Origin of the sequence: Aeromicrobium sp., from assembly GCF_049586495.1 — a bacterium.
Lineage (GTDB): Bacteria > Actinomycetota > Actinomycetes > Propionibacteriales > Nocardioidaceae > Aeromicrobium.
In genome coordinates, this window is record NZ_JBAVCB010000055.1 from 1 (window position 1) to 26,602 (window position 26,602).

General features: G+C 67.4%; 27 protein-coding genes and 1 tRNA gene. 18 read left to right on the forward strand and 10 right to left on the reverse strand.

The window, feature by feature from the left end; genetic code table 11:
• Positions 1–227 precede the first annotated feature (227 nt).
• Positions 228–875 carry a leucyl/phenylalanyl-tRNA--protein transferase gene (gene aat, locus WB508_RS03050; protein ID WP_423843404.1) on the reverse strand — a complete coding sequence of 216 codons (648 nt, stop codon included), beginning with the start codon at positions 873–875 and terminating at the stop codon, positions 228–230.
• Positions 872–1,831 carry an aminoglycoside phosphotransferase family protein gene (locus WB508_RS03055; protein ID WP_423843405.1) on the reverse strand — a complete coding sequence of 320 codons (960 nt, stop codon included), beginning with the start codon at positions 1,829–1,831 and terminating at the stop codon, positions 872–874. Before WB508_RS03055 ends, aat begins: the two co-directional genes overlap by 4 nt.
• Positions 1,832–1,884: 53 nt before the next feature.
• Between WB508_RS03055 and WB508_RS03060 the strand changes: the two genes are divergently transcribed.
• The gene (locus WB508_RS03060; protein ID WP_423843406.1) at positions 1,885–2,559 is read left to right on the forward strand and encodes an EcsC family protein; all 675 of its coding nucleotides are present in this window, start codon (positions 1,885–1,887) and stop codon (positions 2,557–2,559) included.
• Here WB508_RS03060 and WB508_RS03065 read toward each other — a convergent pair whose 3' ends face one another.
• From WB508_RS03065 to WB508_RS03075, 3 genes are read right to left on the reverse strand one after another with little or no spacing between them, the layout of a single operon-like run.
• Positions 2,560–3,465 carry a hydroxymethylglutaryl-CoA lyase gene (locus tag WB508_RS03065; RefSeq protein WP_423843407.1) on the reverse strand — a complete coding sequence of 302 codons (906 nt, stop codon included), beginning with the start codon at positions 3,463–3,465 and terminating at the stop codon, positions 2,560–2,562.
• An 8-nt stretch (positions 3,466–3,473) separates the two neighbouring features.
• Entirely contained in the window at positions 3,474–5,345 is a 1,872-nt protein-coding gene (locus WB508_RS03070; protein ID WP_423843408.1) for a biotin carboxylase N-terminal domain-containing protein, read from the reverse strand.
• Between the two features lie 5 nt (positions 5,346–5,350).
• Entirely contained in the window at positions 5,351–6,922 is a 1,572-nt protein-coding gene (locus WB508_RS03075; RefSeq protein WP_423843409.1) for a carboxyl transferase domain-containing protein, read from the reverse strand.
• Positions 6,923–6,979: 57 nt separating this feature from the next.
• Here WB508_RS03075 and WB508_RS03080 point away from each other — a divergent pair, with 57 nt between their 5' ends.
• Positions 6,980–7,534 (forward strand): TetR/AcrR family transcriptional regulator, encoded by a 555-nt coding sequence (locus WB508_RS03080; RefSeq protein WP_423843410.1) that lies wholly within the window; start codon positions 6,980–6,982, stop codon positions 7,532–7,534.
• On the opposite strand, the gene WB508_RS03085 is transcribed toward WB508_RS03080, so the two are convergent.
• Together WB508_RS03085 and WB508_RS03090 are read right to left on the reverse strand one after the other, a co-directional pair.
• On the reverse strand, positions 7,531–9,162 hold the full coding sequence (locus WB508_RS03085; RefSeq protein WP_423843411.1) for an FMN-binding glutamate synthase family protein: 1,632 nt from the start codon (positions 9,160–9,162) through the stop codon (positions 7,531–7,533). The two genes, WB508_RS03080 and WB508_RS03085, sit on opposite strands and share 4 nt — an antisense overlap.
• 18 nt (positions 9,163–9,180) lie before the next feature.
• A complete protein-coding gene (locus WB508_RS03090) occupies positions 9,181–10,710 on the reverse strand; it encodes an MFS transporter (RefSeq protein WP_423843412.1) in 1,530 nt (509 codons plus the stop codon).
• Positions 10,711–10,784: 74 nt separating this feature from the next.
• Here WB508_RS03090 and WB508_RS03095 point away from each other — a divergent pair, with 74 nt between their 5' ends.
• Positions 10,785–11,312 (forward strand): TetR/AcrR family transcriptional regulator, encoded by a 528-nt coding sequence (locus WB508_RS03095; RefSeq protein WP_423843413.1) that lies wholly within the window; start codon positions 10,785–10,787, stop codon positions 11,310–11,312.
• A gap of 7 nt (positions 11,313–11,319) precedes the next feature.
• On the opposite strand, the gene WB508_RS03100 is transcribed toward WB508_RS03095, so the two are convergent.
• Both WB508_RS03100 and WB508_RS03105 read right to left on the reverse strand, forming a co-directional pair.
• Positions 11,320–12,093, reverse strand: a complete 774-nt coding sequence (locus tag WB508_RS03100; protein ID WP_423843414.1) for a class I SAM-dependent methyltransferase — start codon at positions 12,091–12,093, stop codon at positions 11,320–11,322.
• A 43-nt stretch (positions 12,094–12,136) separates the two neighbouring features.
• The gene (locus WB508_RS03105) at positions 12,137–12,937 is read right to left on the reverse strand and encodes a crotonase/enoyl-CoA hydratase family protein (protein ID WP_423843415.1); all 801 of its coding nucleotides are present in this window, start codon (positions 12,935–12,937) and stop codon (positions 12,137–12,139) included.
• A gap of 461 nt (positions 12,938–13,398) precedes the next feature.
• Here WB508_RS03105 and WB508_RS03110 point away from each other — a divergent pair, with 461 nt between their 5' ends.
• From WB508_RS03110 to WB508_RS03150, 9 genes are read left to right on the forward strand one after another with little or no spacing between them, the layout of a single operon-like run.
• On the forward strand, positions 13,399–14,202 hold the full coding sequence (locus WB508_RS03110; protein WP_423843416.1) for an S-methyl-5'-thioadenosine phosphorylase: 804 nt from the start codon (positions 13,399–13,401) through the stop codon (positions 14,200–14,202).
• Positions 14,199–15,257 (forward strand): NAD-dependent epimerase/dehydratase family protein, encoded by a 1,059-nt coding sequence (locus tag WB508_RS03115; RefSeq protein WP_423843417.1) that lies wholly within the window; start codon positions 14,199–14,201, stop codon positions 15,255–15,257. Before WB508_RS03110 ends, WB508_RS03115 begins: the two co-directional genes overlap by 4 nt.
• Positions 15,258–15,266: 9 nt before the next feature.
• Entirely contained in the window at positions 15,267–15,941 is a 675-nt protein-coding gene (locus WB508_RS03120) for a glycosyltransferase family 2 protein (RefSeq protein ID WP_423843418.1), read from the forward strand.
• Positions 15,938–16,630, forward strand: coding sequence for a TIGR04282 family arsenosugar biosynthesis glycosyltransferase (locus WB508_RS03125; RefSeq protein WP_423843419.1), 693 nt, complete (start codon positions 15,938–15,940; stop codon positions 16,628–16,630). Before WB508_RS03120 ends, WB508_RS03125 begins: the two co-directional genes overlap by 4 nt.
• Complete coding sequence (locus WB508_RS03130; RefSeq protein WP_423843420.1) at positions 16,627–17,262, forward strand: methyltransferase domain-containing protein; 636 nt, start codon at positions 16,627–16,629, stop codon at positions 17,260–17,262. The genes WB508_RS03125 and WB508_RS03130 overlap by 4 nt, the downstream gene beginning before the upstream one ends.
• Positions 17,259–18,443, forward strand: a complete 1,185-nt coding sequence (locus WB508_RS03135) for a molybdopterin-dependent oxidoreductase (protein WP_423843421.1) — start codon at positions 17,259–17,261, stop codon at positions 18,441–18,443. The genes WB508_RS03130 and WB508_RS03135 overlap by 4 nt, the downstream gene beginning before the upstream one ends.
• The gene (locus WB508_RS03140) at positions 18,440–18,856 is read left to right on the forward strand and encodes a hypothetical protein (protein ID WP_423843422.1); all 417 of its coding nucleotides are present in this window, start codon (positions 18,440–18,442) and stop codon (positions 18,854–18,856) included. The genes WB508_RS03135 and WB508_RS03140 overlap by 4 nt, the downstream gene beginning before the upstream one ends.
• Before the next feature lie 4 nt (positions 18,857–18,860).
• Complete coding sequence (locus WB508_RS03145; protein ID WP_423843423.1) at positions 18,861–19,505, forward strand: class I SAM-dependent methyltransferase; 645 nt, start codon at positions 18,861–18,863, stop codon at positions 19,503–19,505.
• Positions 19,502–19,990, forward strand: a complete 489-nt coding sequence (locus WB508_RS03150) for a tetratricopeptide repeat protein (protein ID WP_423843424.1) — start codon at positions 19,502–19,504, stop codon at positions 19,988–19,990. The genes WB508_RS03145 and WB508_RS03150 overlap by 4 nt, the downstream gene beginning before the upstream one ends.
• Positions 19,991–20,053: 63 nt before the next feature.
• On the opposite strand, the gene WB508_RS03155 is transcribed toward WB508_RS03150, so the two are convergent.
• Positions 20,054–20,136 (reverse strand) — tRNA-Leu (locus WB508_RS03155).
• 138 nt (positions 20,137–20,274) lie between these two features.
• Between WB508_RS03155 and WB508_RS03160 the strand changes: the two genes are divergently transcribed.
• From WB508_RS03160 to pknB, 6 genes are all read left to right on the forward strand, one after another.
• Positions 20,275–20,991 carry an FhaA domain-containing protein gene (locus WB508_RS03160; protein WP_423843425.1) on the forward strand — a complete coding sequence of 239 codons (717 nt, stop codon included), beginning with the start codon at positions 20,275–20,277 and terminating at the stop codon, positions 20,989–20,991.
• Positions 20,992–20,999: 8 nt separating this feature from the next.
• Positions 21,000–21,479 carry an FHA domain-containing protein FhaB/FipA gene (locus tag WB508_RS03165; protein WP_423843426.1) on the forward strand — a complete coding sequence of 160 codons (480 nt, stop codon included), beginning with the start codon at positions 21,000–21,002 and terminating at the stop codon, positions 21,477–21,479.
• 6 nt (positions 21,480–21,485) lie between these two features.
• Positions 21,486–22,736, forward strand: a complete 1,251-nt coding sequence (locus tag WB508_RS03170) for a PP2C family protein-serine/threonine phosphatase (protein ID WP_423843427.1) — start codon at positions 21,486–21,488, stop codon at positions 22,734–22,736.
• Positions 22,736–24,124 (forward strand): FtsW/RodA/SpoVE family cell cycle protein, encoded by a 1,389-nt coding sequence (locus WB508_RS03175; RefSeq protein WP_423843428.1) that lies wholly within the window; start codon positions 22,736–22,738, stop codon positions 24,122–24,124. The genes WB508_RS03170 and WB508_RS03175 overlap by 1 nt, the downstream gene beginning before the upstream one ends.
• On the forward strand, positions 24,121–25,593 hold the full coding sequence (locus WB508_RS03180) for a peptidoglycan D,D-transpeptidase FtsI family protein (protein WP_423843429.1): 1,473 nt from the start codon (positions 24,121–24,123) through the stop codon (positions 25,591–25,593). The genes WB508_RS03175 and WB508_RS03180 overlap by 4 nt, the downstream gene beginning before the upstream one ends.
• Before the next feature lie 54 nt (positions 25,594–25,647).
• A partial coding sequence (pknB, locus tag WB508_RS03185; protein ID WP_423843430.1) for a Stk1 family PASTA domain-containing Ser/Thr kinase occupies positions 25,648–26,602 on the forward strand: 955 nt, incomplete at its 3' end.

Consider the following 26,602-nt stretch of genomic DNA (forward strand, 5'->3'; position numbering starts at 1 on the left):
CGACCGACTCCAGCAGGATCTCGCTGAAGGATGACAGGACGGCGTCGGCATCGGACTTGGTGGTGCCAGCCTTTTCGGCGAGGGCGGCCACAAGGTCGTTGCGTGAGATAGCCACAAGAGCTCCTAGGGAAACGGTTTCGGTTGAGTTCGTGGTCAGTCTATGGATGCCGCGGACACGTTTGTGCACACCCCCCGGGGAAAAACCGCTCCGCGCCTGACGCTAGTGGTCACCAGGCGTCGCGCGGCGGCTGGTGAACCAGTGTCTTGATCGTGGCCAGATACGCGGCGCGGTCCACCTCGGTGACACCGAGCGATGTCAGGTGCGGTGTGCTCCACTGCGTGTCGATCAGGCCGTCACCCCATCGCCGCGAGAGCTCGACCAGCGCGACCTTGGAGGCGTCGGTTTCGTGGTGGAACATCGACTCGCCAGCGAACAAGCCGCCAACGGCCAGACCGTACAGTCCGCCGACCAGCCGGCCCCCGGTGTCGCGGGTCTCCACCGAGTGCGCCCATCCCAGATGATGCAGCTGGACGTAGGCATCGCGCATCCGCTCGTCGATCCACGCGCCGCTGCGTCGCGGGTCGGCGCACGCTTCGACCACCTCGACAAAGGACTGATCGACGCTGGTCTGGAAGCGGCGCATCGAGCGGGTCAGGGATCGGCTGATGCGCAGGTCTCCGGGAAGCAGGATGCCCCGCCTGAGCGGCGACCACCACAGCAGCAGATCCTCGTGCGGCATGGGAAATGCCCCCCGCTGGTAGGCGTCGATGATCGTGGGCGGCTCGAGGTCGGCGCCGGCGGCGACGCAGTCGTCCTCCGGCCAGGACGCCGGGTCGAAGTCCCAGCGCGACGGCGGCAGCGCGGCCGGCCTCACCCGTCGAGCACCCGAGACAGATGCGTCACCGGGGCGTGCCCCCATTCGCGCCACTCGTCCGCCGTCGCGTCGGCCAGACACCCCCACCAGTTGACCGACCGGTTGACCGCGTGCGTCATCTCCGCGGCCCACCAGTCACCGGCGATCATTTCGACATCGAGGTTCCAGGCCGTCGCGTAAGCCTCGAGCACCGGGGCCCACGGGATGTGGGTCAGCGAGGTGATCCATCCAAAGGGCACCACCATCGACTCCAGCGCGTGGGCCCACTGACTGTCGCCGAAGTCGAAGAGGTGGATCCCTCTCGAGCCGCTTCTGAAGGCATTGCCCGGGTGCAGATCGCCGTGCTGCCAGGTGGCGGGCAACGGGGAGTCGATCAGCTGCGCCGCGGCGTCGACTACTTTGCTGCGCATCGAACGGAGCCGGGCCTCCAGCTCGGCCGACACGTGCGCCGGATGCTGCTCAGGCAGATCGGAGTACATCGACACCAGCCGGTCGAAGCGGTCGACGATGGTCGGCGGTCCGCAGTCGGGTGTTCCGACGGCAACGAGTCGGTCGCGATGCGGAGCCAACGCGGCCTGCAGACGCGCGTTCTCCGAGACCATGACGTGCCAGTCCTCCGACGTCGGGTCGCCACCCTCATGCACGGTGGGACCCAGATCTGCCGTCATCAACCAGCCACGCTCGGCTTCGATGGCGCACGGCCGGTCGACAGCATCTGGAACCAGATCAGAGAGCGCGGCGTGCAGGCCTGGCTCGAAGGCGAGCGAAGGGCAGTTGGCCTTGAACCACCAGCGGCCGGCGTCCGTCGGTACGACGAGCTGGGTCGACCACGGTCGGATCCGCGGCTGTTCGATCGCTCCGGTCAGCCGATGGCCATGAGCGGTCACCTGTTCAGTGATCCATCCGGTGGCCTCCTCGAACCACGTCGCCTCGGCGACGCTCTGTGAGAAGGGCATGCCGTCAGCGTAGGCCGCCGGCGGGGCATCGGGGTGCCTTCTATGCTGGAGCCATGGGAGTACGCCGCACGGCAGCCGTCACGGCCGGATCGAAGCTCGCGCCGCGGTACGCCGGAACCTTCGTGCGCGGCACCCTCGACCGGGCCATCGACGGCTTCGTGCCCCTGCGATCGGCTGCCGCAGCAGCAGATGCGCGGCTGGTCGACCGAGACGGTGACGTCGAGGCAGCCATCGCCGCGTGGGTGCGCCAGCATGCCACCCTGGCCGGCGCGCAGGGTTTCGTCACGAATCTGGGCGGCATCGCTACCTACGCGGTCGCTCTCCCGGCCAATGTCGTGGGCGTCACGCTCGTGCAGTGCCATCTCGTCGCCGGAATTGCTCACCTGCGCGGTTACGACCTGGAGAATCCGCGCGTGCGGAACGCCATACTCGCCTGCATGCTCGGCGAGGACTCAGTGACCTCCCTGGTCAAGAAGCACCGCCTGCCGTCCTCGCCCATGGCCCTGGCGACATCGCCGGTTCACGACCCGGCGCTCGACGACACGCTGAGCCGCGAGGTCACGACCGAGATCTTCGCGCGGGCCGCCGGCAAGCGCGCGGTGACCTTGATCGGTCGACGAGTTCCGCTGATCGGTGGAGCGGTCGGCGCCTCCAGCGACGCCCTCTCCACCTGGCAGATCGGCCAGTATGCCGCCGACGAGCTCCGCGATCGCCGCCTTCCTGGCTAGCTAGGCCACACCGAGGGCGCGGACGACGGCGCTGGCCGGTTCCTTGCCGAGCTGGTCGGCCATCCAGGTGCTGGTCGCCACGAGCGAAGCCAGGTCGACGCCGTGCTGAATACCGAGCCCATCGAGCATCCAGACCAAGTCCTCCGTGGCCAAGTTGCCCGTGGCGCTCTCGGCGTAGGGGCAGCCACCGAGGCCGCCGGCCGAGGCATCGAACGTGGTGATGCCGTGCTGGAGCGACGCAAGCGTGTTGGCGAGCGCCTGGCCGTAGGTGTCGTGGAAGTGCATCGCGAGCCGGTCGACCGCGACGTCGGCCGAGGCGAAGGCGTCGAGCAGAGTGCCCACGTGCCCTGGCGTGCCGACACCGATCGTGTCGCCGAGGGACAGCTGGCCGGCTCCGAGGTCGAGCAGTCGTGAGCCGGTGGCCACGACCTGGTCGATCGACACGTCGCCCTCCCACGGATCGCCGAAGCACATCGACACGTATGCCCGCACGTCCAGACCGGCGGCCAGGGCGCGCTCGACCGTGGGCTCGAACAGAGCGAACTGGCCCTCCAGGGTGGAGTTCAGGTTCTTGGCGGCGAAGGTCTCGGTGGCGCTGGCGAAGATCGCGACGTGGGTGCATCCGGCCTCGAGCGCCCGATCAAGGCCGCGTTCGTTCGGCACCAGCACCGGCAGTGGCACGGACCCAGCGAGGTCGAGACGAGCGACGACCTCGGCAGCGTCAGCCAGCTGGGGAACCCAGCGGGGGTGCACGAAGCTGGTGGCCTCCACGATCGACAGTCCGGCGGCGACGAGCCGCTCGATGAACTCGACCTTGACGTCGAGCGGCACGATGGCGGGCTCATTCTGCAGGCCGTCGCGGGGGCCGACCTCATAGATCGTGACGCGCTCTGGCAGTCCGGGCATCGAGTGACTCACGAATCGGCGATCGTGAACAGGAGGTGGCCCATGGCCACCTGCTCGCCGGCGGCAGCCCCAATGTGGGTGACGGTGCCGTCGAACGGTGCGGTCAGAGCGTGTTCCATCTTCATGGCCTCCATGGTGCCCAGCACGTCACCTGTCGTGACAGTCGCGCCGGTCTCGACCCGGACATCGAGCACCGTGCCCGGCATCGGCGCGGTGAGGTCTCCGTCGCCCACCGCTTGCACACCCACAGCGCGGTCCGGCGTGGCGAAGACGTGCCGCTGACCGCGGTACGAAACCTCGACCAGCCCGGGCCGCGCGAGGACCGTGGCAGTGATCCGGCTGCCGTCGACCTCGGCGACGAGCGTGTGGTGCTCAGCACTGATCTGTCGCACCTCGTGCACCTCGCCATCCACCGAGACGGTGCCTGCCGCACGATTGACCAAGACCTCGATGTCCAGCGGGACCCGGGTGGGTGCGTGCGGGCCGCCGAGACGAAAGCCGTCAGCACCGAACGCGTCGTCGCGCTCCGTGGCGGCGAGCATCGCCACGATCCATGCGGCCAGCACGCGAGGCAGCTCATCGGCGGGCGCTGCGAGATCGGCGCCGTCGAGCCATCCGGTGTCGATGGTCTGGTTGCGGAATTGCTCAGAAGCCAGGAGCGTGCGCAGGAATCCGGCGTTCGTCGTGATGCCGAGAATGGCGGTGTCGTCAAGTGCCGTGATCAAGGCGCGCCGGGCGCTCTCGCGGTCCGGCCCGTGCGCGATCACCTTGCCGAGCATCGGGTCGTAGGAGGTGGACACCACCTGACCGGTCTCGAGTGCTTGGTCGACCCGCACGCCGGGGCTGGCGGACGGCCACCGCACCAAGGTGGCGGTGCCGGCCTGTGGCAGAAATCCGCCAAAGGAGTCCTCGGCGTAGACGCGCGCCTCGATGGCGTGGCCATCGATGAACAGATCGTCCTGCTCGATCCCGAGCGGCTCGCCCGCGGCGATGCGCAGCTGCTGCTCGACCAGATCGATGCCCCCACAGATCATCTCGGTGACCGGGTGCTCGACCTGTAGACGGGTGTTCATCTCCAGGAAGTAGTACTGCTCCGTCTCGACATCGAGCAGGAACTCGACCGTGCCAGCGTTGGTGTAACCCACGTGGCGGGCCAGATCGACGGCGGCGGAGGTCAGCTGGTGCCGCAGATCCGCATCGATCGTCGGAGCCGGCGCTTCTTCGAGCACCTTCTGGTGCCGTCGCTGCGTGGAGCAGTCGCGTTCGAACAGGTGCACCACGTGGCCGTGGTGGTCGGCCAGCACCTGGACCTCGATGTGCCGGCCATGCTCGACGTACTTCTCCAGCAGCATCGTGTCGTCGCCGAAGGCTGCGGCAGCTTCACGCTTGGCGGCGGCCGTCGCATCGGCCAGCTCACTCTCGGCGCGCACGATGCGCATGCCCTTGCCGCCGCCACCGGCGGCCGCCTTGACCAACATCGGGAAACCCGCATCCTCGCCGCGAGGAACCACTGGCACGCCTGCTGCAACGGCGATCTTGCGCGCGGCGTCCTTGCGTCCCATCTGCTCCATGACCTCAGCCGAGGGGCCGATCAGCGTCAGACCAGCCTCGGCAACGGCAGCCGCGAACTCGGACCGCTCGGACAAGAAGCCGTACCCGGGGTGAATCGCCTGCGCCCCAGAAGAGTGCGCCGCGGCCACGACGGCGCCAATGTCGAGGTAGTCGGCAACTCGCACCGCGTCATCGGCCGCGAGCACGTGCGGCGCGGTCGTGTCGATGTCGGAGTGGATCGCGATGGTGCCGATGCCGAGTCGACGACAGGTGCCGATGATTCGTAACGCGATCTCTCCGCGGTTGGCGATCAGAATGCTGGAGAACATGAGGCTCACATCCGGAAGACGCCGAAGGACTGCGGCGTCTGGGTCGGGGCGGGGGTGTTGACGATCTGCAGGGCCATGGCCAGGACGCGTCGCGTGTCAGCCGGCTCGATGATGCCGTCGTCCCAGAGCCGCGCGGTCGAGTAGTAGGACACACCCTGGTCGTCGAACTGCTCACGGATCGGCGCCTTGAACGCCTCCTCGTCATCGCTGGACCACGTCTCTCCGCGCCCTTCAATGCCATCGCGGCGCACGGTCGCGAGCACCGAGGCAGCCTGCTCGCCGCCCATCACCGAGGTGCGGGCGTTGGGCCAGATCCACAGGAACCGGGGGTCGTAGGCGCGGCCACACATGCCGTAGTTGCCGGCGCCGAAAGATCCGCCGATGACGACCGTGAGCTTCGGGACCACCGATGTCGCGACAGCGGTCACCAGCTTCGCGCCGTCCTTCGCGATGCCCTTGTTCTCGTACTCGCGACCGACCATGAAGCCAGAGATGTTCTGCAAGAACAGCAGCGGAATGCCGCGCTGGTTGGCCAGCTCGATGAAGTGGGCGCCCTTGAGTGCCGACTCGCTGAACAAGATGCCGTTGTTGGCGACGATCGCCACCTGATGCCCGTGGATGTGCGCGAATCCGCACACCAAGGTGTCGCCGTACAGCGGCTTGAACTCGTGCAGGCGAGAGCCATCGACAAGACGGCGGATCACGTCGCGCACGTCGTAGGGCGTGCGTCCGTCGATCGGGACGACGTCCCCGAGACCGGCCGAGTCCTCCAGCGGTTCGACCGACTCGCGGTCCGGCTGGACCTCTGCGCGCGGAAGCGTGTCGACGATCGAGCGCACGATGTCCAGGGCGTGCGCGTCGTCCTCGGCCAGATGATCGACGACGCCGGACAGACGGGCGTGCACCTCACCGCCGCCCAGATCCTCAGCCGTGACCACCTCGCCGGTCGCGGCCTTCACCAAGGGCGGGCCGCCGAGGAAGATCGTCCCCTGATCGCGGACGATGACGGTCTCATCGCTCATCGCCGGCACGTACGCGCCGCCAGCGGTGCACGAACCCAGCACTGCCGCGATTTGCGGTATCCGCTGTGCTGACATCTGAGCCTGGTTGAAGAAGATCCGGCCAAAGTGGTCCCGGTCGGGAAAGACCTCGTCCTGCATGGGGAGGAAGGCACCGCCGGAGTCGACGAGATACAGGCAGGGCAGGTGGTTCTGCAGAGCAATGGCCTGCGCCCGCAGGTGCTTCTTGACGGTGATCGGATAGTAGGTGCCGCCCTTGACGGTCGCGTCGTTGGCGACGACGACGCAGAGCCGGCCCTGCACTCGACCGATGCCGGTGACGATTCCCGCGCCCGGCACGGCATCGTCGTACATGCCGTTGGCGGCCAGGGCTGAGAGCTCGAGGAAAGGTGAGCCCGGATCGAGCAGCCGATCGACCCGGTCGCGCGGCAACAGCTTGCCGCGGGACAGATGGCGTTGACGCGAGGACTCGCTGCCGCCCCACCGGACAGCCGCAAGGCGGGTCCGCAGGTCGTCGACCAGACCAGACATCGTCGAGGGTTTCATCACGGCGGGCATGCGAGGAGACTAGCACCGCTGGTTAACGATCGTTAACCATTGCAGTAGTCTGGGGCCGTGAGCCGACGCATCCAGATCCTCGACACAGCGGCTGCGCTGTTCGCCGAGCGAGGGTTCCATGGGGTCTCGGTGCACGACATCGGGGCGGCGTGCGGCATCAGCGGGCCGGCCATCTACAAGCACTTCGCGGGCAAGGACGCCATCCTCACCGAGTCTTTGACGTCGATCAGCGAGCGTCACGTCGCCGAGGCCAGCGAGCGCCGCTCAGCGCACCTCGACCCCGGCGCCGCGCTTGATGCGCTGATCGCCTGGCACATCGACTTCGCGCTCGAGCACCCCGCGCTCATCGTGATCCAGGAACGCGAGTGGACCAATCTGGACCCCGACGGCCGCGACACCGTGCGCCGACTGCAGCTGGTCTACATCGATATCTGGGTCGATGTGCTGCGCGGACTACGCGACGACCTCGACGCAGCGCAGGCACGTGCCGTCGTCCAAGCAACCTTCGGCCTGCTGAACTCCACCCCGCACAGCGCCAGGATCAGCCCCCAGGCGATGCGTGACCTGCTGGGACCCATGGCCCGCTCCGCGCTCTTGTCGCCGGCCGGCTAACGCTCGAACACCTCTGGATGGAATCCGGGCGGCCGGTTCGAGACTCGATGCCCGAAGGTGTCAGGGTCGGCCAGCTCCCAATCGCTGATCCAGGTCTCCGGAGGATCGTCCAGCAGCTGGCACGGTGACAGCCATTCGTGCAGATCGGCATATGTCTCGGTGATCTGGTGGTCCTGCCGGCGATACAGCAGTCCCGGATGCAGCTCGGTGAAGGACTCCAGCCCCATCGAGGTGACGATCTGGTGGGCGCTCGCCACAGTCTGGGTCTGGAAGTTGCGTACCCGCTCCGACTTGATCCCGACGTCCAGAGCGCGAGCCCGCTTCGGGTCCTGGGTCGCCACACCCACTGGGCACCGATTGGTGTGGCAAGCCTGGGCCTGGATGCATCCGATGGCGAACATCATGGCGCGTGCCGACAAGGTGAAGTCCGCGCCCTGGCAGATGCGCTTGACGATGTCGACGCCGGTCGCGATCTTGCCGCTCACACCGATCTTGACCTGCCCCCGCAGACCCACCCCGGTCAGGGCGTTGTGCACGAAGATCAGGCCCTCAGTCAGCGGCATGCCCATGTGGTCCTCGAACTCCACAGGCCCGGCGCCGGTCCCGCCCTCCGAACCATCGACGATGATGAAATCCGGGTACGACTCCTGCTCCACCATCGCCTTGCAGATCGCCAAGAACTCGTGCCGCGAGCCGACACACAGCTTGATGCCGACCGGTTTACCACCGCTGAGCGCGCGCAGCTGCTCGATGAACCTGATCAGCTCGCGCGGCGTGTCGAAGGCCGGGTGGGCGGGCGGTGAGACGACTGTCTTGCCGATCTCGACCCCCCGCGTGTGGGCGATCTCCTCACTCACCTTGGCACCGGGCAGCACGCCACCGAGTCCAGGCTTGGCGCCCTGCGACAGCTTGATCGAGATGGTCTTGACCGTCTCGCCGCGCGCCTTCTGCTCGAACTGGTCGGCGTCGAACTGGCCGCCGCTGGTGCGGCAGCCGAAGTAGCCAGAGGCGATCTCCCAGTTCAGATCGCCACCGTGCTTGAGGTGGTACGGACTGATCGCGCCTTCGCCGGTGTCATGCAGGAATCCGCCCATCGCTGCGCCCGCGTTCAGCGCCTCGATCGCATTGGCGGACAGGGAACCAAAGCTCATGGCCGACACGTTCAACAGCGACATCTCATACGGCTGCGCACACTGCCCGCTGCCGACCGTCACGCTGGGGATCGCCCCTGCGGCGATCTTGGCCTTCATCGAGTGGGTGACGAACTCGTACCCGATCGCATTGACCTCGCGCTCAGTGCCGAACGGTCGGGCGTCCTCCTCACCCTTGGCTCGGGCGTAGACGAGGCCACGGGTTTCGCGGTCAAACGGCGTGCCGGTCGTGTTGAGCTCGATGAAGTACTGCTGCAGCTCAGGTCGCACCGACTCCATCGCGTATCTGGCGTGACCGATCACGGGGTAGTTGCGCAAGATGCTGTGCTCGCGCTGCGCCAGGTCGCGCAGACCCAGGACGCCGATGGCGAGAAGCGGCACGGCCAGAAGCCACCACCACCACGACAGAGCAACGCCCAGCACTGCCGCCCCGGCTCCGGTCCCGAGGACACCGACGACTGCCAGCCACCTGATCATGGCTTCCACTGTGCCCGATCAGGCGTCGCGCAGGGCCCGGAACGAGACAACTGCCGCCGCCAGCGCAACCACGATGGCGACCGCTGACGTGGTCTGGACGCCGAGGTCGAACGCGGCGACGGCCGAGGTCTGAATGGCCTCGCCGACCTCGTTCGGATATTGGGTCGCGGCCGTCAGCGTGCTGCCGAGAGTCTCGAACGACCCGTCCTGCTCGCCAAATCTGGCCACGGCGGGAATCGTCACATTCGACCGGTAGACCGAGGTGAGCACGGTGCCGAGCACAGCCGTCCCGAGCACGGCACCGATCTCGTAGGCAGTCTCGGAGATCGCCGCGGCCGAGCCTGCACGCGACGCTGGAACGCTGGAGAGCATGAGATCGTTCGTGATCGTCTCGGCCAGACCGATGCCGAGCCCCATCAGGGAGAACGCGACGGCGACCGAGAGCACGCTGGGGGATCCGGTCAGTGCCATCACCGCGTAGCCGAGCGCCGACGCTCCGAAGCTGCCACTGACCAAGATGCGGGCCGGGAACCGGCGGAGCAGCCGAACGGCCCAGAAGCCGGACAGGACTGTGATGAGCAGGCCGGGCAGCAGCACCATCGCCGCATCCAGGGCGCTGAGTCCCAGGACCAGCTGCAGCAGCTGTGCGCCAAGGAAGAGGAAGCCGGTCAGTGCCATCAGGCTCAGCAAGTTGGCCATGATCGCCCCGTTGAAGACGCGATTGGAGAACAGCGTGAGATCAATCATGGGGTGCGCGCTCGCCCTCAGTCGGCGTACCAGCATCCAGCCGGAGCCGACTGCGATGAGGAACGCCATCGAGGTCGCTGTGTCGAAACCGTCGTGGGCCACGGTCTTGATGCCATAGACGAACGGCAGCATCGCGGTCAACGACAGCACGATCGCGGCGAGATCGAACGGGCCCGGCGCCGGATCGCGTGATTCGGGAAGCAGCGCCAGCGCCACCGGGACCAGGACCACGATCAACGGCACGTTGATCAAAAAGACCGAGCCCCACCAGAAGTGCTCCAGCAGCCACCCTCCCACCACGGGACCCAGCGCTGCACCTCCGGAGAACATCGCGGCCCAGGTGGCGATCGCCAGTCGGCGGTCGCCGGAGTGGGTGAAGACGTTGCGGATCAACGAGAGAGTCGACGGCATCAGCGTCGCCCCGAAGACGCCCAGCAGCATCCGGGCGACCAGCAGCATCTCGGCGCTCGTGCTGTAAGCGGCCAGCAGAGACGCAGCACCGAAACCGACAGACCCGATCAGCAACAACCGCCGACGACCGACCCGGTCGCCCAGGCTGCCCATGGCGATCAGCAACCCAGCCAGCATGATCGCGTAGAGGTCGACGATCCACAGCAGCTGATTTCCGCTGGGGCGCAGGTCGACACTGATGGCCGGCAACGCGAAGCTCAGCACCGTGTTGTCGACGGACACCATCAGCACGGGAAGCATCAGCACCGCGAGGGCACCCCACTCTCGCGCGCCGGCGCGGGGCTGCTCGGTCGCGGCGTCGAGGGTGAGAGCGTGGGTGGTCGCGTGCATCCCTTCACTGTACCGTCCAGACGGTACAGTTCCAAGTGACGAGGGAGTGACGTCGCTCTCGCTAGGGTGCAGGCATGGCCGAGGAGCGCAGCACCCGCGATCGCCTGCTCGACGCCTTTGAATCCATGCTGGTCTCGGCTGGCAGCCGCGCCGCGACGCTTGACGCCGTGGCCGCCGAGGCTCAAGTCTCCAAGGGTGGACTGCTGTACCACTTCCACAGCAAGGACGAGCTCGTGGAGGGCATGCTGGACCGACTCCGCGAGCAGGGCGCAGTCGACGTGGATTTGATGCGCGCCGCGCGGTCGGGTCCGGTCGAGTACTACCTGTCGACGTCGGTCGACTCCGGTAGTGACTTCGACCGAGCGCTCGTCGCCACGGCTCGCATCGCCCAGGAGAGCGACTCACGCGCGTCGAAAGCACTGGCCGATCTGCGTGAGGGGTGGTTCGCCGTGCTCAGCGATCACCTGGGTGATGAGGCATTGGCCCGCACCATCCAGCTGATTGGCGATGGCCTCTACTTCGACGACACCACTGGCTTGAGCGAACGCAACGCCCTGGCCCACGTGCGCAACGTGTTGCGCAGACTCGACGTCTTGCAGTGATCAGAGCTCAAACCTTGCGGAGCTCGAGAAACATGCTCGGCCCAAAGTTCTTCTTGGCCAGGGGGCCCTGCAGTCGCTTCTCGACCGCCAGCATCGCGCCGGTGGGCAGCATCTTCTTGAGACGCTGGCTCCGCAGGTTCGACACCGACAACTTCTGGTGCACCCGTAGACCGGCAGCGGCCAGCTGATCGCTGACCGTCGCGATGTTGTGGTTCACAAAAGCAATGGCATCGGGCTCATCGGCCTTGACCGTGCGGATGCTGACGGGCTCGGCGGGCAGCGACTTGCCCTGCTTCTTGAAGGCCCGCCGATTCTTGTAGTGGCCGTAGTTGGCGACCTCGATGATCGCGGTGCCACCCGGAGCGAGCACGCGCGAGATCTCGGCGAACTCCGCGCTGGGCTCGGGCAGGTGGTGCATGACCCGCACCATCGTGATCAGGTCCAGCTCGCCGTCGGCGAAGTCGAGCGCGTCGGCCTGCATCTGCCTCTGCGCGATGTCGGTGCCAGCCAATAGCTTGGCCGCGGCATCGAGCTGCGTGCGGCTCGGCTCGGCCAGCGTCACGTGGTCGGCGAAGGTGCGCAGCAGCAGGCAGAGGCGACCATAGCCACCACCGATGTCGGCGGCCTTGGCGAAGCGGCGACCGGACAGGATGCGCTTGATCGCGATCTGCTCCGCGGCGTTCTCGTACGCACGCTCGTCGAAGTACGTCGTGTAGTCATACCCCCGGTCGTACTGGTCGGCGACCTTCTTGGCGGGCTGGTCCGGCGTCTGCTCATTCACGTCCTTGACTCTAACAACGAGCCACGGGGACGCTGACTGGCGATCAGCCGAAGGTGCGTGGACCGAAGCTCGCGGAGCGCTTGGACATGCCGGCCTCACGGGCGATCGCCGTGTTGGGGGTCTTGAACATCTGTGCCTGCATCCGTCGTTCCATCCGCAGGGCCGCACGACGGCTGCCCCGCTGGTTGGCGTACAGCAGCGCCTTGGTCGCTGCCACGGAGTCCGGAGAGCGCTCGATGATCTTGGCCACGAAGTCCATGGCCTCGGCCATCGGATCCTCCGAGGCCATGCTGGCCAGGCCGAGTTCGACGGCCTGCGCTCCACTGATGACCTCGCCGGTCATCGCGAGCCGCTGCAACGAGTCGATCGGAAGGTTCTCGATGAACGGGACGGTGCCGCCCATGTCGGGAACGAGGCCCCACTTCGCCTCGAGGATCGCCCACTGCGCGTCGGGCGTCGTGATCCGGAAGTCGGCGCCGGCCGCCAGCTGCACGCCCGCGCCGTAACAGTGGCCGTGCACGACGGCGATCACGGGGACCGGCAGGTCGCGCCAGACGGTCGAGAATTTCTGGAAGCGATTGACGGTGCGGGCACCGGCGAAGAAGTACCGCGCCACGCGCCGCTTGTTCTTGAAGGCCGCCGCGAAATCCAGACCCGCGCAGAACGACCGTCCGCTGCCCTGCAGGATGACCGCGCGGATCGCGCGGTTCTTGCGCAACGTGTTCGCAGTCGCCAGCAAGTCGTCGATCAGGTCGAGATCCACCCCGTTGAGCTGCTCGGGACGATTCAACGTCACATGGGCGACGGGGCCGTCAATCGTGGTGAGTACGCGGGGTTCAGACATGGCCTCAGAGTAAGTGGTTGATCGCGGCGGTCATGTCCTGCGCCCGCACTGACCCGGGAATCACCAAGTCGCCCCAACCGGGCCCTCCCAGAACCAGGCGAGTTCCTGCCGGCAGCGACTCGACGGCATCCAGCAACGTGCGGTCGGCGTGGCGACCGAGCGTTGCTCGGCGCTCGCCAGCACCACGCCGCCGTGACTCAGCGGAGCGGAGAGCGAACGCAAATGCAGACGAGGCTCCGCCATCCCTCCCCCACGCGGATCAGTGCCGGGGTCAGCACTGAGTCCCAGGCGTCGACGACGCCATGGCGGCGCAGGACGCCGCTGAACAGGCTGGACAGGCGGCCGGGGTCGATGTCCGTGACGGCGGCAAGATGTCCCGACCTGTGGATGGACCGGTGGATAACCCGCTTTCCCGTCGACCGTCGTATCGCCAGCTGACGCTCGGGTGACATGCTCATCTCATGAGTGAGATGTCCCGGCCAGACCTGGCAGTGATTGGTGGGTCCGGTTTCTACACATTTTTGGAAGAACCCAGCAACATCGCCGTCGAGACGCCATACGGCCCACCCTCGGCGCCCATCGCAGTGGGTCACGTCGGTGACCGAGTGGTCGCGTTCTTGCCTCGCCACGGCACCAATCACGAGTTTCCCGCGCACCAGGTGCCCTATCGCGCCAACCTGTGGGCCCTGCGCAGCCTCGGCGTGCGTCAGATCTTGGCACCGTGCGCTGTGGGCGGCCTGCAACAGGCGCACGGGCCCGGGACCTTCGTCGTACCCGACCAGCTGGTCGACCGCACCACGGGACGCACGCAGACATATTTCGACAAAGGCGCCTGTCACATCTCCTTCGCCGATCCCTACTGCGATCGTCTGCGGCACCACCTCCTGGCCGGGCTGGAGGGACACGAACCCGTGGACGGCGGCGCCATGGTCGTGATCGACGGCCCGCGCTTCTCCACCCGGGCCGAGTCGCGCTGGTACGCCGCGCAGGACTGGGCAGTCGTCAACATGACGGGTCATCCCGAGGCGGTGCTCGCGCGCGAGCTGGCGCTGTGCTACTCCACGGTTGCTCTGGTCACCGACCACGACGCAGGAGTCGATGCCGGCACCGCGGTGAGCATGGAATCAGTCTTCGAGGTCTTCGCCACACACACCGACACACTCAAGGACGTGCTGCGCAGCGTGGTCGCGGGCGTCGGCTCAGACCGCGACTGTGCGTGCGGATCGGCCGTCGATGGCATGGACCTGCCGATCGAGCTGCCGTGAGAGTTCTCTTGACCGGCGCGGCCGGATTCATCGGCACACATATCGGGCGGCTCGCCGTCGAGCGCGGGCATCAGGTCATCGCGTTGGATGCCTATCTCCGGCAGGCGCACGGCGAGCATGCCGCTCCCGTGCCGGGGGTGCACCGACTCGACCTGCGGCACGACTCGCTCGACGACGTGCTGTCTGGCGTCGACGTCGTGTGCCACCAGGCCGCGATGGTCGGCAACGGTGTCGACGCGCAAGACCTGCCCGACTACGCCGACCACAACGATCACGGGCAGGCCCGACTCCTGGCCGCGATGGCCCGCGTCGGCGTCCGTCATCTGGTGCTGGCTTCGTCGATGGTGGTCTACGGGGACGGTCGGTACACCTGCCCCGAGCACGGCGACGTGCCGCCCGCGGCCCGCAGAGTCGATGCGCTCGACGCCGGGCTCTTCGACCCTCGATGCCCCCACTGCGGCGGCGAGATCACCTGGCGACTGATCGGAGAGGACACCCCCTTCCTGCCGCGCACCAGCTACGCCGCGTCGAAAGTCGCGCAGGAGCACTACGCGTCGGCGTGGTGCACGCTGGAGCATGGCCGGGCGATCGCCTTGCGTTACCACAACGTCTACGGTCCTGGCATGCCGGCAGACACCCCCTATGCGGGCGTCGCGGCCATCTTCAGATCAGCCATCGCCCGCGAGGAGTCGCCGCGAGTCTTCGAGGACGGCGGTCAGATGCGCGACTTCGTGCACGTGCACGATGTCGCCCTGGCCAATGTGCTCGCGATCGAGAAGGTCGGCCAGCACGACGAGGGCCTGACGCCGTACAACATCGCCTCTGGCCAGCCGTGCACCCTGCTGACGATGGCGGAGACTCTGGCCGGCGCATCCGGGGGCGCCCCACCGGTCGTGACCGGCGAGTACCGCCGCTTCGACGTGCGTCACGTCGTCGCGTCACCAGCCGCCGCGACCGCCGGGCTGGGATTCACCGCGCAGATTGCCCCCGTCGAGGGTCTCGCCGCACTCGCCAGCGATCCATTGCGATCTGCGCCCCGTCCGCGACAGCCCTAGTTTCTAACCATGTCTGTGGACGGCTCTGGAATCATGTGTGACGTGGTGATCCCGTGTCGCGATGAAGCGGCCGCTCTTCCAGCCGTCTTGGCTGGCTTGCCCACCGGGTGGCGGGCGATCGTGGTCGACAACGGATCTCACGACGGAACCGCCGAGGTGGCTGAACGCCTCGGCGCCACTGTGGTGCACGAAGATCGGGCTGGTTACGGCGCGGCCGTGCACACCGGGGTCGAGGCCGCCACCGCCGACCACGTCGCGGTCATCGACGGCGATGGCACCATGCTGCTGGCCGACCTGGTGCCAATGCTGGACATGGTTCGCTCCGGCGGCGCGCGCATGGCCGTGGGTCGTCGTCGTCCGGTCGAACGAGGAGTCTGGCCGTGGCACGCCCGCCTCGGCACCAAGCTTCTCGCCGCAGTCATCCGTCGCCGCAGCGGATTCGGCATCCACGACCTTGCGCCGATGCGGGTCAGTCGGCGCGACGACCTGCTGGAACTCGGGGTGAAGGACCGCCGATTCGGCTACCCCCTCGAGCTGATGCTGCGAGCTGCCGAAGCCGGCTGGACCGTTCACGAGGTCGACGTCGCCTACGGACACCGCGCTCCTGGCACCAAGAGCAAGGTGTCCGGGTCGGTCAGGGGAACCGCTCGCGTCATCAAGGATTTTGCGAAAGTCATGCGATGAGCACGCGGCGAGGGGGGCCCACGGTGTTGGTCGTCGCGAAAGCACCAGTTCCCGGACTGGCCAAGACGCGCATCGCTGCGACGATCGGCGACGCTGCCGCCGCCGAGCTGGCCGCAGCAGCACTGCTCGACACCCTCGACACCGTCGCCGAGGTCAGCGCCGCCCGCGGCTGGCCGGTCGTGGTGGCCCTGACCGGCGATCTGTCCCGCGCCGCGTGCAGCACCGAGATCGGCGCTGCGCTCTCCACCATCACGGTCGTGCCCCAGCGCGGCGAGGGCCTCGCCGAACGCCTTGCCCACGCTCACGCGGACGCAGATCGAGGTCACGGGGTCGTGCAGGTCGGCATGGACACACCCCAGCTGACGGCGCACGACTACGAAACCGCCGGGGACCTCGTCCTGAGCGGCGAGCGCGCCCTCGGGCCGGCCGGCGACGGGGGTTGGTGGTTGTTGGGTCTGCCCGATGGCAGGGAGGCGTCAGCCTTGATCAACGTCCCGATGTCGACCGACCACACCGCCGACCTCACCCAGCGCGCCCTCGGAGACGTTCGCTGGTTGCGCACCGTCCACGACATGGACACGTGGGAGGACGCGCAGCAGATCGCCGCTGCCATCTCGCCGTCTTGTCGTACCCTTTCTCGACTCGCCGCCGTCGTCGACGAGGCCCTTGCCGCAGGAGTTTCCCCATGACCGAGTCTCTCGATCCCACTCAGGCGTACGACGCCGCGTTCGCCAGCGGCCGAGCCGACGTCGTGGACGCCGGCGGACGAACCATTCCGTTCGACGTGCATCAGTGGAACGGATTTCCAGACATCGTCGACCGTTCCCTGTTCATCGAGCCGTGCGACGGACCCACCATCGATGTGGGCTGCGGACCGGGCCGAATCGTGGGTGAGCTGGCCAGCCGCGGCATCCCGTCGCTGGGCATCGACGTGTCGTCCGAAGCCGTCCGCCAGGCTCGGGGCCGCGGTGCCTACGCGCTGTGCCAGGACGTGTTCAGCCACGTACCGGGCGAGGGTGAGTGGGCGTACGCGCTGCTCGCGGACGGCAATGTCGGCATCGGCGGGGACCCCGTCCGACTGCTCGCACGTGTCCGGGAAGTGCTGTCGAGCACGGGCCACATCATCGTCGAGGTCGAAGGCCACGGCGTAGGGCTGGTGCACGAGCAGCGACGGCTTCGAATCAACGGGCTCGACTCGGTGGGATTTGCGTGGGCCGTCGTCGGCCTGGACGCCATCGCCGACGTCGCCGAGGCGGCTGGGCTGCGAGTCCGCGAGACTCGCACGGTGGGATCGCGACACGCGGTTACCCTGATGAGATGAGACTGCCCCGAGTCGAGGACATCGAGGCCAGGATCCCGAGGCCCGAGCATTTTGACGAGTCCCGACGCGGCCTCCCCACCACCAGCCGAGTCGGCAGAGCCCTCGGCATCGCCTTTGGCATCTGCTTCCTGACCGGCATGTGGAGCCACTTCCAGTACACCGACCCAGCCTGGCTGCCCATCGGGCCAGATCCGGTATGGCTCTACCGCTGGTCGCAAGGACTCCACGTCATCTCCGGCACCGCTGCGGTGCCGTTGCTCCTGGTCAAGCTCTGGTCGGTCTACCCGCACTTGTTCGCTCGCCCACCGGCTGCCAGACGCGAGCTGGTCATCGACGCGCTCTCCCGGCTGTCGATTGCCGCGCTGGTCGCGTCATCGCTGTTCCTGCTGGCCACCGGCACCATCAACATCGCCGGCTGGTACCCGTGGGACTTCAGCTTCCGCCGCACCCACGAAGCGGTCGCGTGGATCGCGATCGGCTCACTGCTGCTGCACATCGGCGTCAAGCTGCCCTTGATCCGCGAGGGCCTCGACGCGCCACTGGAGGATGCATCCGACGAAGACCTCGACGAGGACCCCCCGTCCGGCGGAACCAGTCGTCGCGCTCTGTTGACCGCGACGGGTGCCGCGTCCGGTCTGGCTGTGCTGCTGACGGCTGGCCAGACCGTTCCATGGCTGCGCGAGGTCTCGGTGTTCTCGGTGCGCACCGGCGAAGGCCCGCAAGACCTGCCGATCAACCGCACCGCCAAGGGTGCCGGGGCCGTCGCCGGTGCCACGTCGCCGGATTTCGTCCTCGAGATCGTGTCCGGGGGTAGGTCGATGTCGCTCACGCTCGACGACTTGAACGAACTTCCGCAGACCACCCACACCCTGCCGATTGCCTGCGTCGAAGGGTGGAGCCGGTCGGCTGAATGGACCGGCATTCCGATCCGCAACCTGATCGCGATGGTCGACGCCGACCCGAAGTCGACGGTCCAGTTCCGCTCGATGCAGACCCGCGGCGCGTTCGGGTCGTCTGAGCTGCCAGCACAGTTCGTGGCTGACCCTCGCACCTTGCTGGCGCTGAAGCTCAATGGCGAGACGCTCAGCCTCGACCACGGCTTCCCGTGCCGTCTCATCGCGCCCAACCGACCCGGTGTGCTGCAGACCAAATGGGTGCAGAAGATCGAGGTCGTCGCATGAACGACTCCATCTCGACGACTCGCATCGCGCTCGCGGTCGCTGGCATCGCCGGACTTCTCTGGGGCATCTGGTCGCTGCGCGATGACGGTCTGGACGCGTTGGTCTCAGTGGCCATCTGGCTGGGCGGCGCCATCATCGTGCACGACGGCATCGTGGCCCCTCTGACGATCGGCGTCACCTTGCTGGCCGCCAAGTTCCTGCCACCAGCCGCCCGGATGCCGGCCGTCGTCGCCTTCATCGTCTGGGCCACGTGCAGCATCGCGGCGGTCGCCGTGCTGACAGGACACGCGGCCAAGGCCGGCAACGAGACCATCGGCGGGCGCCCGTACACCCTCGCCTGGGTGATCTTCACCCTCGCGCTGGTTGCAGCTGCCACCGTGGCTTCGGTGCTGCGCTCCCGGCGTGCATCATGAAGGCATGAGTCACGACGACCCGACCGACGAGCACATCCAGGCCATGTTCGAGCGCCCGTCATGGGAGGAGCGTTATGGCTCGCCCGACCGGGTGTGGAGCGGCAAGCCCAATCCGCAGCTGGTGACCGAGGCGCAGGAGCTGACTCCCGGCACGGCGCTGGACATCGGGTGTGGCGAAGGCGCCGACACGATCTGGTTGGCCGAACGGGGCTGGCAGGTCACCGGACTCGACTTCTCCCAGGCCGGCCTCGACCGGGCAGACGCCGCCGCAGACGCCGCTGGCATCGCCGACCGCACCACGTGGGAACGTGCCGACATCCGCACCTGGCAGCCCCCCACCAGCTATGACCTGATCAGCTCGCAGTTCATGCACCTGCTGGACGGGGGCATGCCCGGGCTGGTCACTCGCCTCGCAGATGCACTCAATCCAGGCGGCACGCTGCTGATCGTCGGCCATCATCCTGACGACATGCACACCGGCCTGCGCCACGCCACCAAGCCGGGTGTCATGTTCACGCCCGACGACCTCGTCCCGGCCCTGGACGCTGGACGCTTCGACATCACCGCCGAGGTCCGTCAGCGCCAGCAGGTCAAGGACGGCGAGTCGATGACCCTGCACGACTCGGTCGTCATCGCACGACGCCGATGAGCAGCTGGAACGAGCAGGTCGACGCCCTCTGGGGCCAGGCCGACCAGATCAGCGACGCCGAGCTGCTGGCCCAGATGCGCGCGCTAGCCTCCGAACGACCGAACGACCCGCTCGCTCTCGCCGAGCTGGGGGGAGCCCACGACTCGACGGGACACCCGGTCGAGGCGGCGAATCTGTATCAACGGGCCGTCGAGGCTGGGCTGTCCGACCCGAAGCTGTCCCAAGTCGTCATCCAGCACGCCAGCACACTGCGCAACCTCGGACGCCACGACGAGTCGATCGCGATGCTGCGCGATCACTACGACGCGCAACCCGACCACGAGCTGGCTGGGGCGGCCAGCGTATTCGTGGCCCTCGCCCTGGCCACCAGCGCTCGTGAGCGTGAGGCCGTCGTCGAGCTGCTGCGCACGGTCGAGCCGACCCTGCCGCGCTACAACCGCTCGATCCGAGCGTACGCCGACGCGCTGGAAGCCGGCGAGATCTGACGGGTTTGCGCACAGCGCAGCAGGGCCCCGACCACATGCGTGTCGGGGCCCTGCCACATTCTGTGCGCGAGGGGGGATTTGAACCCCCACGCCCTTGCGGACACTGGCACCTGAAGCCAGCGCGTCTACCGTTCCGCCACTCGCGCGAGGTCCCACCATGGGCAGGACCGAAGGTCGAGTCTAACAGCAGGATTGAGGTCTCCAGAACGGTGGGATGCGCCCCGGTACCGGCCCTCCCGTTACGATCGATCTACGATCCAACGGCGTCTGGAGGTGAGCGGCACATGGCAGGAGTCCTGCAACGTTTCGAACAGCGCCTCGAAGGGGCTGTGACGGGCGCCTTTGCGCGCGCCTTCCGCAGCGCGGTGCAACCGGTCGAGATCGCGGCCGCCCTGCAACGCGAGGTCGACAACTCCGCGCACATCCTCTCGCGCGATCGGCGCCTGGTGCCCAACGAGTTCAGCGTCGAGCTGTCGCCGGCCGACCACGAGCGCCTCAGCCCGTTCGGCACGACCCTCGTCGACGAGCTCAGCACATTGATCCAGGATCACGTGACTGAGCAGCGGTACACCCTCGCCGGACCACTCTCGATCGCCTTCGTCAACACGCCCGATCTCGGCACCGGACGATTCCGGGTCCGCAGCAAGACCAACGCGCCGGTGTCCGACGGCGCCGGCGGCCCCGCCAAGCCCGAGGCTCGGCCATCCAACGTGACCATCGAGGTCAACGGCATGACGCATCCGGTGCCAAGCGACGGCACGGTGATCGGACGTGGCAACGAGGCCGATCTCAAGATCGAGGATCCGGGCATTTCCCGCCGTCACGCGCAGGTCACCATTCACCGCAACGGCGGGGACACCACCGTCTCGATCGTCGATCTCGAGTCCACCAATGGAATCGTCCTCAATGGCCACCGCGTCACGACCGCAGTCGTCGTCGATGGATCGGAGATTCGCATGGGCAACACCGTCATGGTCATCCGCATTGCCGGGAACAGGTAGCGCGGTAGATGTCCGAACTCACACTGACCCTGATCAAGCTGGGGTTCCTCGCCGTGCTGTGGCTTTTCGTCCTCTCCGCGGTGTCCGTCATCCGATCGGACATCTTCGGCACCAAGGCGCCCGCGCCCCCTCGTCAGCGCGGTGCCAAGCCCAAGACGCAGAAACCCTCCGGCCGCTCGCGCAAGCCCGCCCGCGGCAATCCATCGGCCCTGCACGTCATCTCCGGCGCCAATCAGGGCCAGAGCGTCCCGCTCGGCGACGGTCCCATCCTGCTCGGCCGCGGCACTGACGCCGCGATTCGCCTCGACGACGACTACGTCTCCACCCGACATGCTCGGTTCGCGACCAACGGTGAGCAGTGGTTCGTCGAGGATCTTGGCTCGACGAACGGCACCTACATCGGCAGCCAGCGGGTGACCACCCCCGTGCCGGTCGGTCTGGGCATCCAGGTGCGGGTTGGCAAGACCGTCGTCGAGCTGCGGAAGTAACCACCCATGACCGACCTGACCTTCCGCTACGTCGCGTACACCGACGTCGGCCTGCGACGGTCCAAGAACGAAGACTCCGGGTACGCCAGCCGACGCCTGCTCGCGATCGCCGACGGCATGGGCGGCGCGGCGGCCGGCGATCTCGCCTCCGCGTCGGCCATGGACGTGCTGCGGGGGGTCGACCGCGATCTGGACGGTGACGCACTCACGGCCCTGCAGGTCTCGGTCGAGCAGGCGAACATTCGTCTGGGTGAGTTGATCAAGGCCGATCCGGCGGTCGAGGGCATGGGCACCACGCTCGAGGCGATGTTGTGGGACGGCGAGAAGCTGGCCGTGGCACACCTCGGCGACTCCCGCATGTATCGCCTGCGGGACAACTCGTTAGCCCAGATCAGCACCGACCACACCTTCGTCCAGAGCCTGGTCGAGGAAGGCAAGCTGACCCCCGCCGAGGCGCGAGTGCACCCGCACCGTTCGCTGCTGTTGCGGGCGATGCTCGGGCGCGATGACAACGAAGCCGACTTCAGCTGGATCCAGCCGGCTCTGGGCGACCGATACCTGCTGTGCAGCGACGGCCTGTCGGACATGGTCGCGGACCAGCTGATCGAGCGGGCCATGCAGTCGGACAGCATCGATCTGGCCGCGACCGAGCTGGTCCGACTGGCGCTCGAGGGCGGAGGACACGACAACGTCACCGTCGTCATCGCCGAGTTCATCGACGCCGATGCCGATCCTGACGACACCCTGTCGTGCGCGGACGGTCAGCCACAGCTGGTCGGTGCGGTGGCGGAGGAGCGGCGCCCGCCCACCGGCCGGTCCACGGCCGGGACGGACCGACATCCGCCGGCTGCCGATCTGGACGAGGAAGCACTCCGTTACGCGCCCCGCCCTCCGGGCCGTCGGCCGTGGCTGCGGTTCACCGCGGTCGTCCTCGTGCTCGCCGCGATCATCGCCGCCGCAGCATTCGGTGGCTACCGCTGGACTCAGACCCAGTACTTCGTCGCCGAGAGCGATGGCCGGGTGGCCATCTACCAAGGCGTGCCCTTCGACGTGCCGGGCATCACGTTGAACCGCGTCGACGAGGTCAGCCAGATCGAGGTCGAGACGCTGCCCGCTTACAGTCGCTCCCAGGTCGAGGGCGGCATCGAGGCCCAGAACCGCGCCGACGCCGAGGCGATCATCGCGAATCTGGAACAGTTCGTTGCCCCCCGACCCACGCCAACGCCCACCGAGTCGCCAACGGAGAAGAGCGCCTGATGGCGGCGGCCAGCACGCCCGTCTGGGTTCCGCGCAAACGGCGCGGCGCTGAGATGACCCTGACCGCCTTGGCGGTCCTCATCAGCGTGCTGGCCTACGCTGCGGTGGGGCTCGGCACGACCGGCTCGATCCCGGCCGACACCTTCAAGCTGGGCGGCGCCGTGGTCGTGGTGGCCATCGCCACCCATCTGATCGTGCGCCGTCTCGCACCGTACGCCGACCCTGTGCTGCTGCCCTTGGTCATCTGCCTCAACGGGCTCGGCCTCGCGATGATCTACCGCATCGACCAGGACTGCACCGATTTCTGCCTCGGCGGCAATTACGAGCCGTTGGCGAACGCTCAGCTGCTGTGGACCGCGATCGGGATCGTCGCGTTCACCACCGTCCTGTTCGTCGTGCGCGACCACCGTTCGCTGCAACGCCTCACCTATTCATTCGGCTTCGCCGCGATCGTCCTGCTGATCCTGCCGCTGCTGCCCGGCATCGGCCAGAACATCCGCGGCGCGCGGATCTGGATCAGTCTCGGCCCGTTCAGCTTCCAGCCCGGCGAGGCCGCCAAGATCTGCTTGGCGATCTTCTTCGCCGGTTACCTCGTGGTGCACAAGGACGCACTGGCTCTCGCTGGCCGTCGCGTCCTCAACATCGACCTGCCGCGGGGCCGCGACCTGGGTCCGATTTTGGCCGGTTGGCTGATCAGCATTGGCATCCTCGTCTTTCAGAGGGACCTCGGCTCCTCGCTGCTGTTCTTCGGATTGTTCGTCGTCATGCTCTACATCGCCACGGAGCGACCCGGCTGGCTGGTCGTGGGCGGTGTGCTCTTCGGTGCAGGGTCCTACTTCGGGTACCTGGCCTTCGGTCACGTGCGGCGCCGATTCGACGTGTGGCTCGATCCATTCGGTGATCCGGACCAGAACGGCCAGATCATCAACTCGTTGTTCGGCCTCGCGCACGGCGGGATCCTGGGGCAAGGTCTGGGCGAGGGCAGTCCCCAGCTGACGCCGTTCTCGTTCTCGGACTTCATCATTGGTGCCCTCGGAGAAGAGCTCGGTCTCACCGGCCTCATGGCGATCCTGCTGATGTATGGACTGATCGTCGAGCGCGGTCTGCGCATCGCGCTGACCTGCCGCGATGCCTTCGGCAAGCTGCTGGCCGCAGGTCTGGCCGTGTCGTTCGCGCTGCAGGTGTTCGTGGTCGTGGGCGGAGTCACGCGTCTGATTCCGTTGACCGGGCTCACGACGCCCTTCCTGGCTCAAGGCGGATCGTCGATCGTCATGAACTGGGCGATCATCGCCCTGCTGCTGCGCATCAGTGACCAGACCCGACGCCCCGCCCCGGAGATCTCCTCGTTCGACAGCGACGAGGAGACGCAGGTGGTGAAGCTGGCATGAACAAGCCGATCCGCTACCTGGCCATTGCGTGCCTGGTGATGTTCCTGGCGCTGGTCGCCAACGTGAACTACGTGCAGTTCGTGCAGGCCGATGACCTGAACGAGACGTCCGGCAACCGGCGAGTCATCGACGAGGAGTACTCCCGCGATCGTGGACCGATCCTGGTCGCCGGCGACCCCGTGGCCGAGAGTGTCAAGAGTGACGACAAGTACACGTACCAACGCACGTATCCCGACGGTGGCCTCTACGCGCACCTGACCGGTTATTTCTCCTACGTCTACGGGCAGGGTGCGGTCGAGCGGTCGCAGAACCGGGTGTTGTCCGGCAGCGACAACCGCTTGTTCGTCAACAGGGTGGTCGACCTGCTGTCCAACAAGCAGCCCAAGGGCGGCAGCGTCGAGCTGACGATCGATCCTCTCGCTCAGAAGACCGCAGCCGAGGGACTTGCTGCGCTGGGCAAAGGAACCAAGGGGTCCGTCGCTGCGATCAACCCGCAGACCGGCGAGATCCTCGCCATGGTCAGCCAGCCGTCGTACAACCCGAACCGGTTGGCCAGCCACGATTTCGCGAAGGTCGCGAAGGCGTGGGAATCGCTCACCACCGACGCCGACCAGCCGATGCTGAATCGGGCCACCCAGCAGATCCTGCCGCCGGGCTCCACGTTCAAGCTGGTCACGGCCGCCGCCGCACTCGAGAACGGCGTCGTCGATGACGTCGACGACGAGATCAAGGCGGGCCGCACGTTGTCATTCCCCGGCATCGAATACACCCTGCCGAATGAGAATGGCGGCAACTGCGGAGGCAACAAGATCACCTTCGAGCGGGCGCTCAACGTGTCGTGCAATGTGGCCTTCGGAGCCCTGGCGGGCAAGGTCGGACAGGAGAAGCTCGCCGAGCAGGCGGCCAAGTTCGGCTTCGGCGCCGATCCGTTGGACGGCGTGCCGCTGAGCCCGAGCAGGTTCACGGCCGAAGGAACTGACCTTGAGGCACCGCAGCTCGCTCAGACCGGTATTGGACAGTTCGAGGTCGCGACCACTCCGCTGCAGATGGCGATGGTCGCCGGCGGCGTGGCCAACGACGGCGATGTCATGAAGCCATACCTGATCAAGTCCGTGCGCTCACCCAGCCTCAACGTCCTCGATCAGGCCAAGCCGGAGAGATTCGGTCAGGCGATGAGCTCCACCAACGCGGGGAAGCTCAAGCAGATGATGATCAGCACGGTGCAGCGCGGCACCGCCACGTCGGCCCGAATAGGCGGCGTCGACGTCGGCGCCAAGACCGGCACCGCGCAGTCCACCGCCGACCGGCCGCCGTACGCCTGGTTCGTGGCGTTCGCCCCGGCCGACGACCCGCAGGTTGCGGTCGCCGTGGTGGTCGAGTCCAGCAGCACCGCTCGCGACGAGATCGCCGGCGGCCGCTTGGCCGGGCCCATCGCCCGGTCCGTCATGGAGGCTGTGCTCGGCAGATGACCGCCTCCACTGTTCAATCACCGTCCACGCAACACACTCTGGGAGACTGACGACATGACCGAATCCGGCGACGAGACGATCCGCCTCGGCGATCGCTACGAGCTCGGCGGCCTCCTGGGTCGCGGCGGCATGGCCGATGTCCGCGTGGGGCGCGACCTGCGCCTCGGCCGCACCGTCGCGGTCAAGCAGCTGCGCACCGATCTGTCTGCTGACGACACCTTCCAGGCGCGGTTCCGCAAGGAGGCGCAGTCGTCGGCTGCCTTGAACCACCCGTCGATCGTCGCCGTGTACGACACCGGCGAATCGATCAACGCCCACGGTGCGCACGTCCCGTACATCGTGATGGAGTACGTCGAGGGTCAGACGCTGCGTGACATCCTGCGCGGCGCCGAGGACGGCCGCAAGATCCTGCCCGAGCGTGCGCTGTCGATCAGCGCCGACGTGCTCAGCGCCCTGGACTACAGCCACCGCTCAGGCATCATCCACCGCGACATCAAGCCGGCCAACGTCATGGTCACGCCAGCTGGTCTGGTCAAGGTGATGGACTTTGGCATCGCCCGCGCCATCGCGGACACCTCGTCGGCCATGACCCAGACCGCCGCTGTCATCGGCACCGCGCAGTACCTGTCACCTGAACAGGCTCGCGGCGAGACGGTCGACGCCCGCAGCGACATCTACTCCGCTGGCTGCCTGCTGTTCGAGCTGCTGACCGGACGGCCCCCCTTCGTCGGCGAGAGCCCGGTGTCCGTGGCGTACCAGCACGTGCGCGAGGCGCCCAAAGCTCCGTCGCAGCTCAACCCAGACGTCAGTGAGTCCGTCGACCGCATCGTCGCCAAGTCACTCGCCAAGCGCGTGGAGGATAGGTACCAGAGCGCTGCGGACATGCGAAAGGACATCGACCGTGTACTCGCCGGGGGCGAGATCGAGGCCACCGCGGCCGCCACCGCCGTCGGTGGCGCCGCCACTGCCGTCGTGCCCGCGGTCGCTGCTGCCGCCACCCGCCCTGAGC

What these genes read in the sequence shown, in the direction of transcription:
- WB508_RS03055 (WP_423843405.1), bottom strand. Translation starts at nt 1,831, where the DNA reads ATGCCCTTCTCACAGAGCGTCGCCGAGGCGACGTGGTTCGAGGAGGCC.
- WB508_RS03060 (WP_423843406.1), top strand. Translation starts at nt 1,885, where the DNA reads ATGGGAGTACGCCGCACGGCAGCCGTCACGGCCGGATCGAAGCTCGCG.
- WB508_RS03065 (WP_423843407.1), bottom strand. Translation starts at nt 3,465, where the DNA reads ATGCCCGGACTGCCAGAGCGCGTCACGATCTATGAGGTCGGCCCCCGC.
- WB508_RS03070 (WP_423843408.1), bottom strand. Translation starts at nt 5,345, where the DNA reads ATGTTCTCCAGCATTCTGATCGCCAACCGCGGAGAGATCGCGTTACGA.
- WB508_RS03075 (WP_423843409.1), bottom strand. Translation starts at nt 6,922, where the DNA reads ATGCCCGCCGTGATGAAACCCTCGACGATGTCTGGTCTGGTCGACGAC.
- WB508_RS03085 (WP_423843411.1), bottom strand. Translation starts at nt 9,162, where the DNA reads ATGATCAGGTGGCTGGCAGTCGTCGGTGTCCTCGGGACCGGAGCCGGG.
- WB508_RS03090 (WP_423843412.1), bottom strand. Translation starts at nt 10,710, where the DNA reads ATGCACGCGACCACCCACGCTCTCACCCTCGACGCCGCGACCGAGCAG.
- WB508_RS03095 (WP_423843413.1), top strand. Translation starts at nt 10,785, where the DNA reads ATGGCCGAGGAGCGCAGCACCCGCGATCGCCTGCTCGACGCCTTTGAA.
- WB508_RS03105 (WP_423843415.1), bottom strand. Translation starts at nt 12,937, where the DNA reads ATGTCTGAACCCCGCGTACTCACCACGATTGACGGCCCCGTCGCCCAT.
- WB508_RS03110 (WP_423843416.1), top strand. Translation starts at nt 13,399, where the DNA reads ATGAGTGAGATGTCCCGGCCAGACCTGGCAGTGATTGGTGGGTCCGGT.
- WB508_RS03120 (WP_423843418.1), top strand. Translation starts at nt 15,267, where the DNA reads ATGTCTGTGGACGGCTCTGGAATCATGTGTGACGTGGTGATCCCGTGT.
- WB508_RS03125 (WP_423843419.1), top strand. Translation starts at nt 15,938, where the DNA reads ATGAGCACGCGGCGAGGGGGGCCCACGGTGTTGGTCGTCGCGAAAGCA.
- WB508_RS03130 (WP_423843420.1), top strand. Translation starts at nt 16,627, where the DNA reads ATGACCGAGTCTCTCGATCCCACTCAGGCGTACGACGCCGCGTTCGCC.
- WB508_RS03135 (WP_423843421.1), top strand. Translation starts at nt 17,259, where the DNA reads ATGAGACTGCCCCGAGTCGAGGACATCGAGGCCAGGATCCCGAGGCCC.
- WB508_RS03140 (WP_423843422.1), top strand. Translation starts at nt 18,440, where the DNA reads ATGAACGACTCCATCTCGACGACTCGCATCGCGCTCGCGGTCGCTGGC.
- WB508_RS03145 (WP_423843423.1), top strand. Translation starts at nt 18,861, where the DNA reads ATGAGTCACGACGACCCGACCGACGAGCACATCCAGGCCATGTTCGAG.
- WB508_RS03150 (WP_423843424.1), top strand. Translation starts at nt 19,502, where the DNA reads ATGAGCAGCTGGAACGAGCAGGTCGACGCCCTCTGGGGCCAGGCCGAC.
- WB508_RS03160 (WP_423843425.1), top strand. Translation starts at nt 20,275, where the DNA reads ATGGCAGGAGTCCTGCAACGTTTCGAACAGCGCCTCGAAGGGGCTGTG.
- WB508_RS03165 (WP_423843426.1), top strand. Translation starts at nt 21,000, where the DNA reads ATGTCCGAACTCACACTGACCCTGATCAAGCTGGGGTTCCTCGCCGTG.
- WB508_RS03170 (WP_423843427.1), top strand. Translation starts at nt 21,486, where the DNA reads ATGACCGACCTGACCTTCCGCTACGTCGCGTACACCGACGTCGGCCTG.
- WB508_RS03175 (WP_423843428.1), top strand. Translation starts at nt 22,736, where the DNA reads ATGGCGGCGGCCAGCACGCCCGTCTGGGTTCCGCGCAAACGGCGCGGC.
- WB508_RS03180 (WP_423843429.1), top strand. Translation starts at nt 24,121, where the DNA reads ATGAACAAGCCGATCCGCTACCTGGCCATTGCGTGCCTGGTGATGTTC.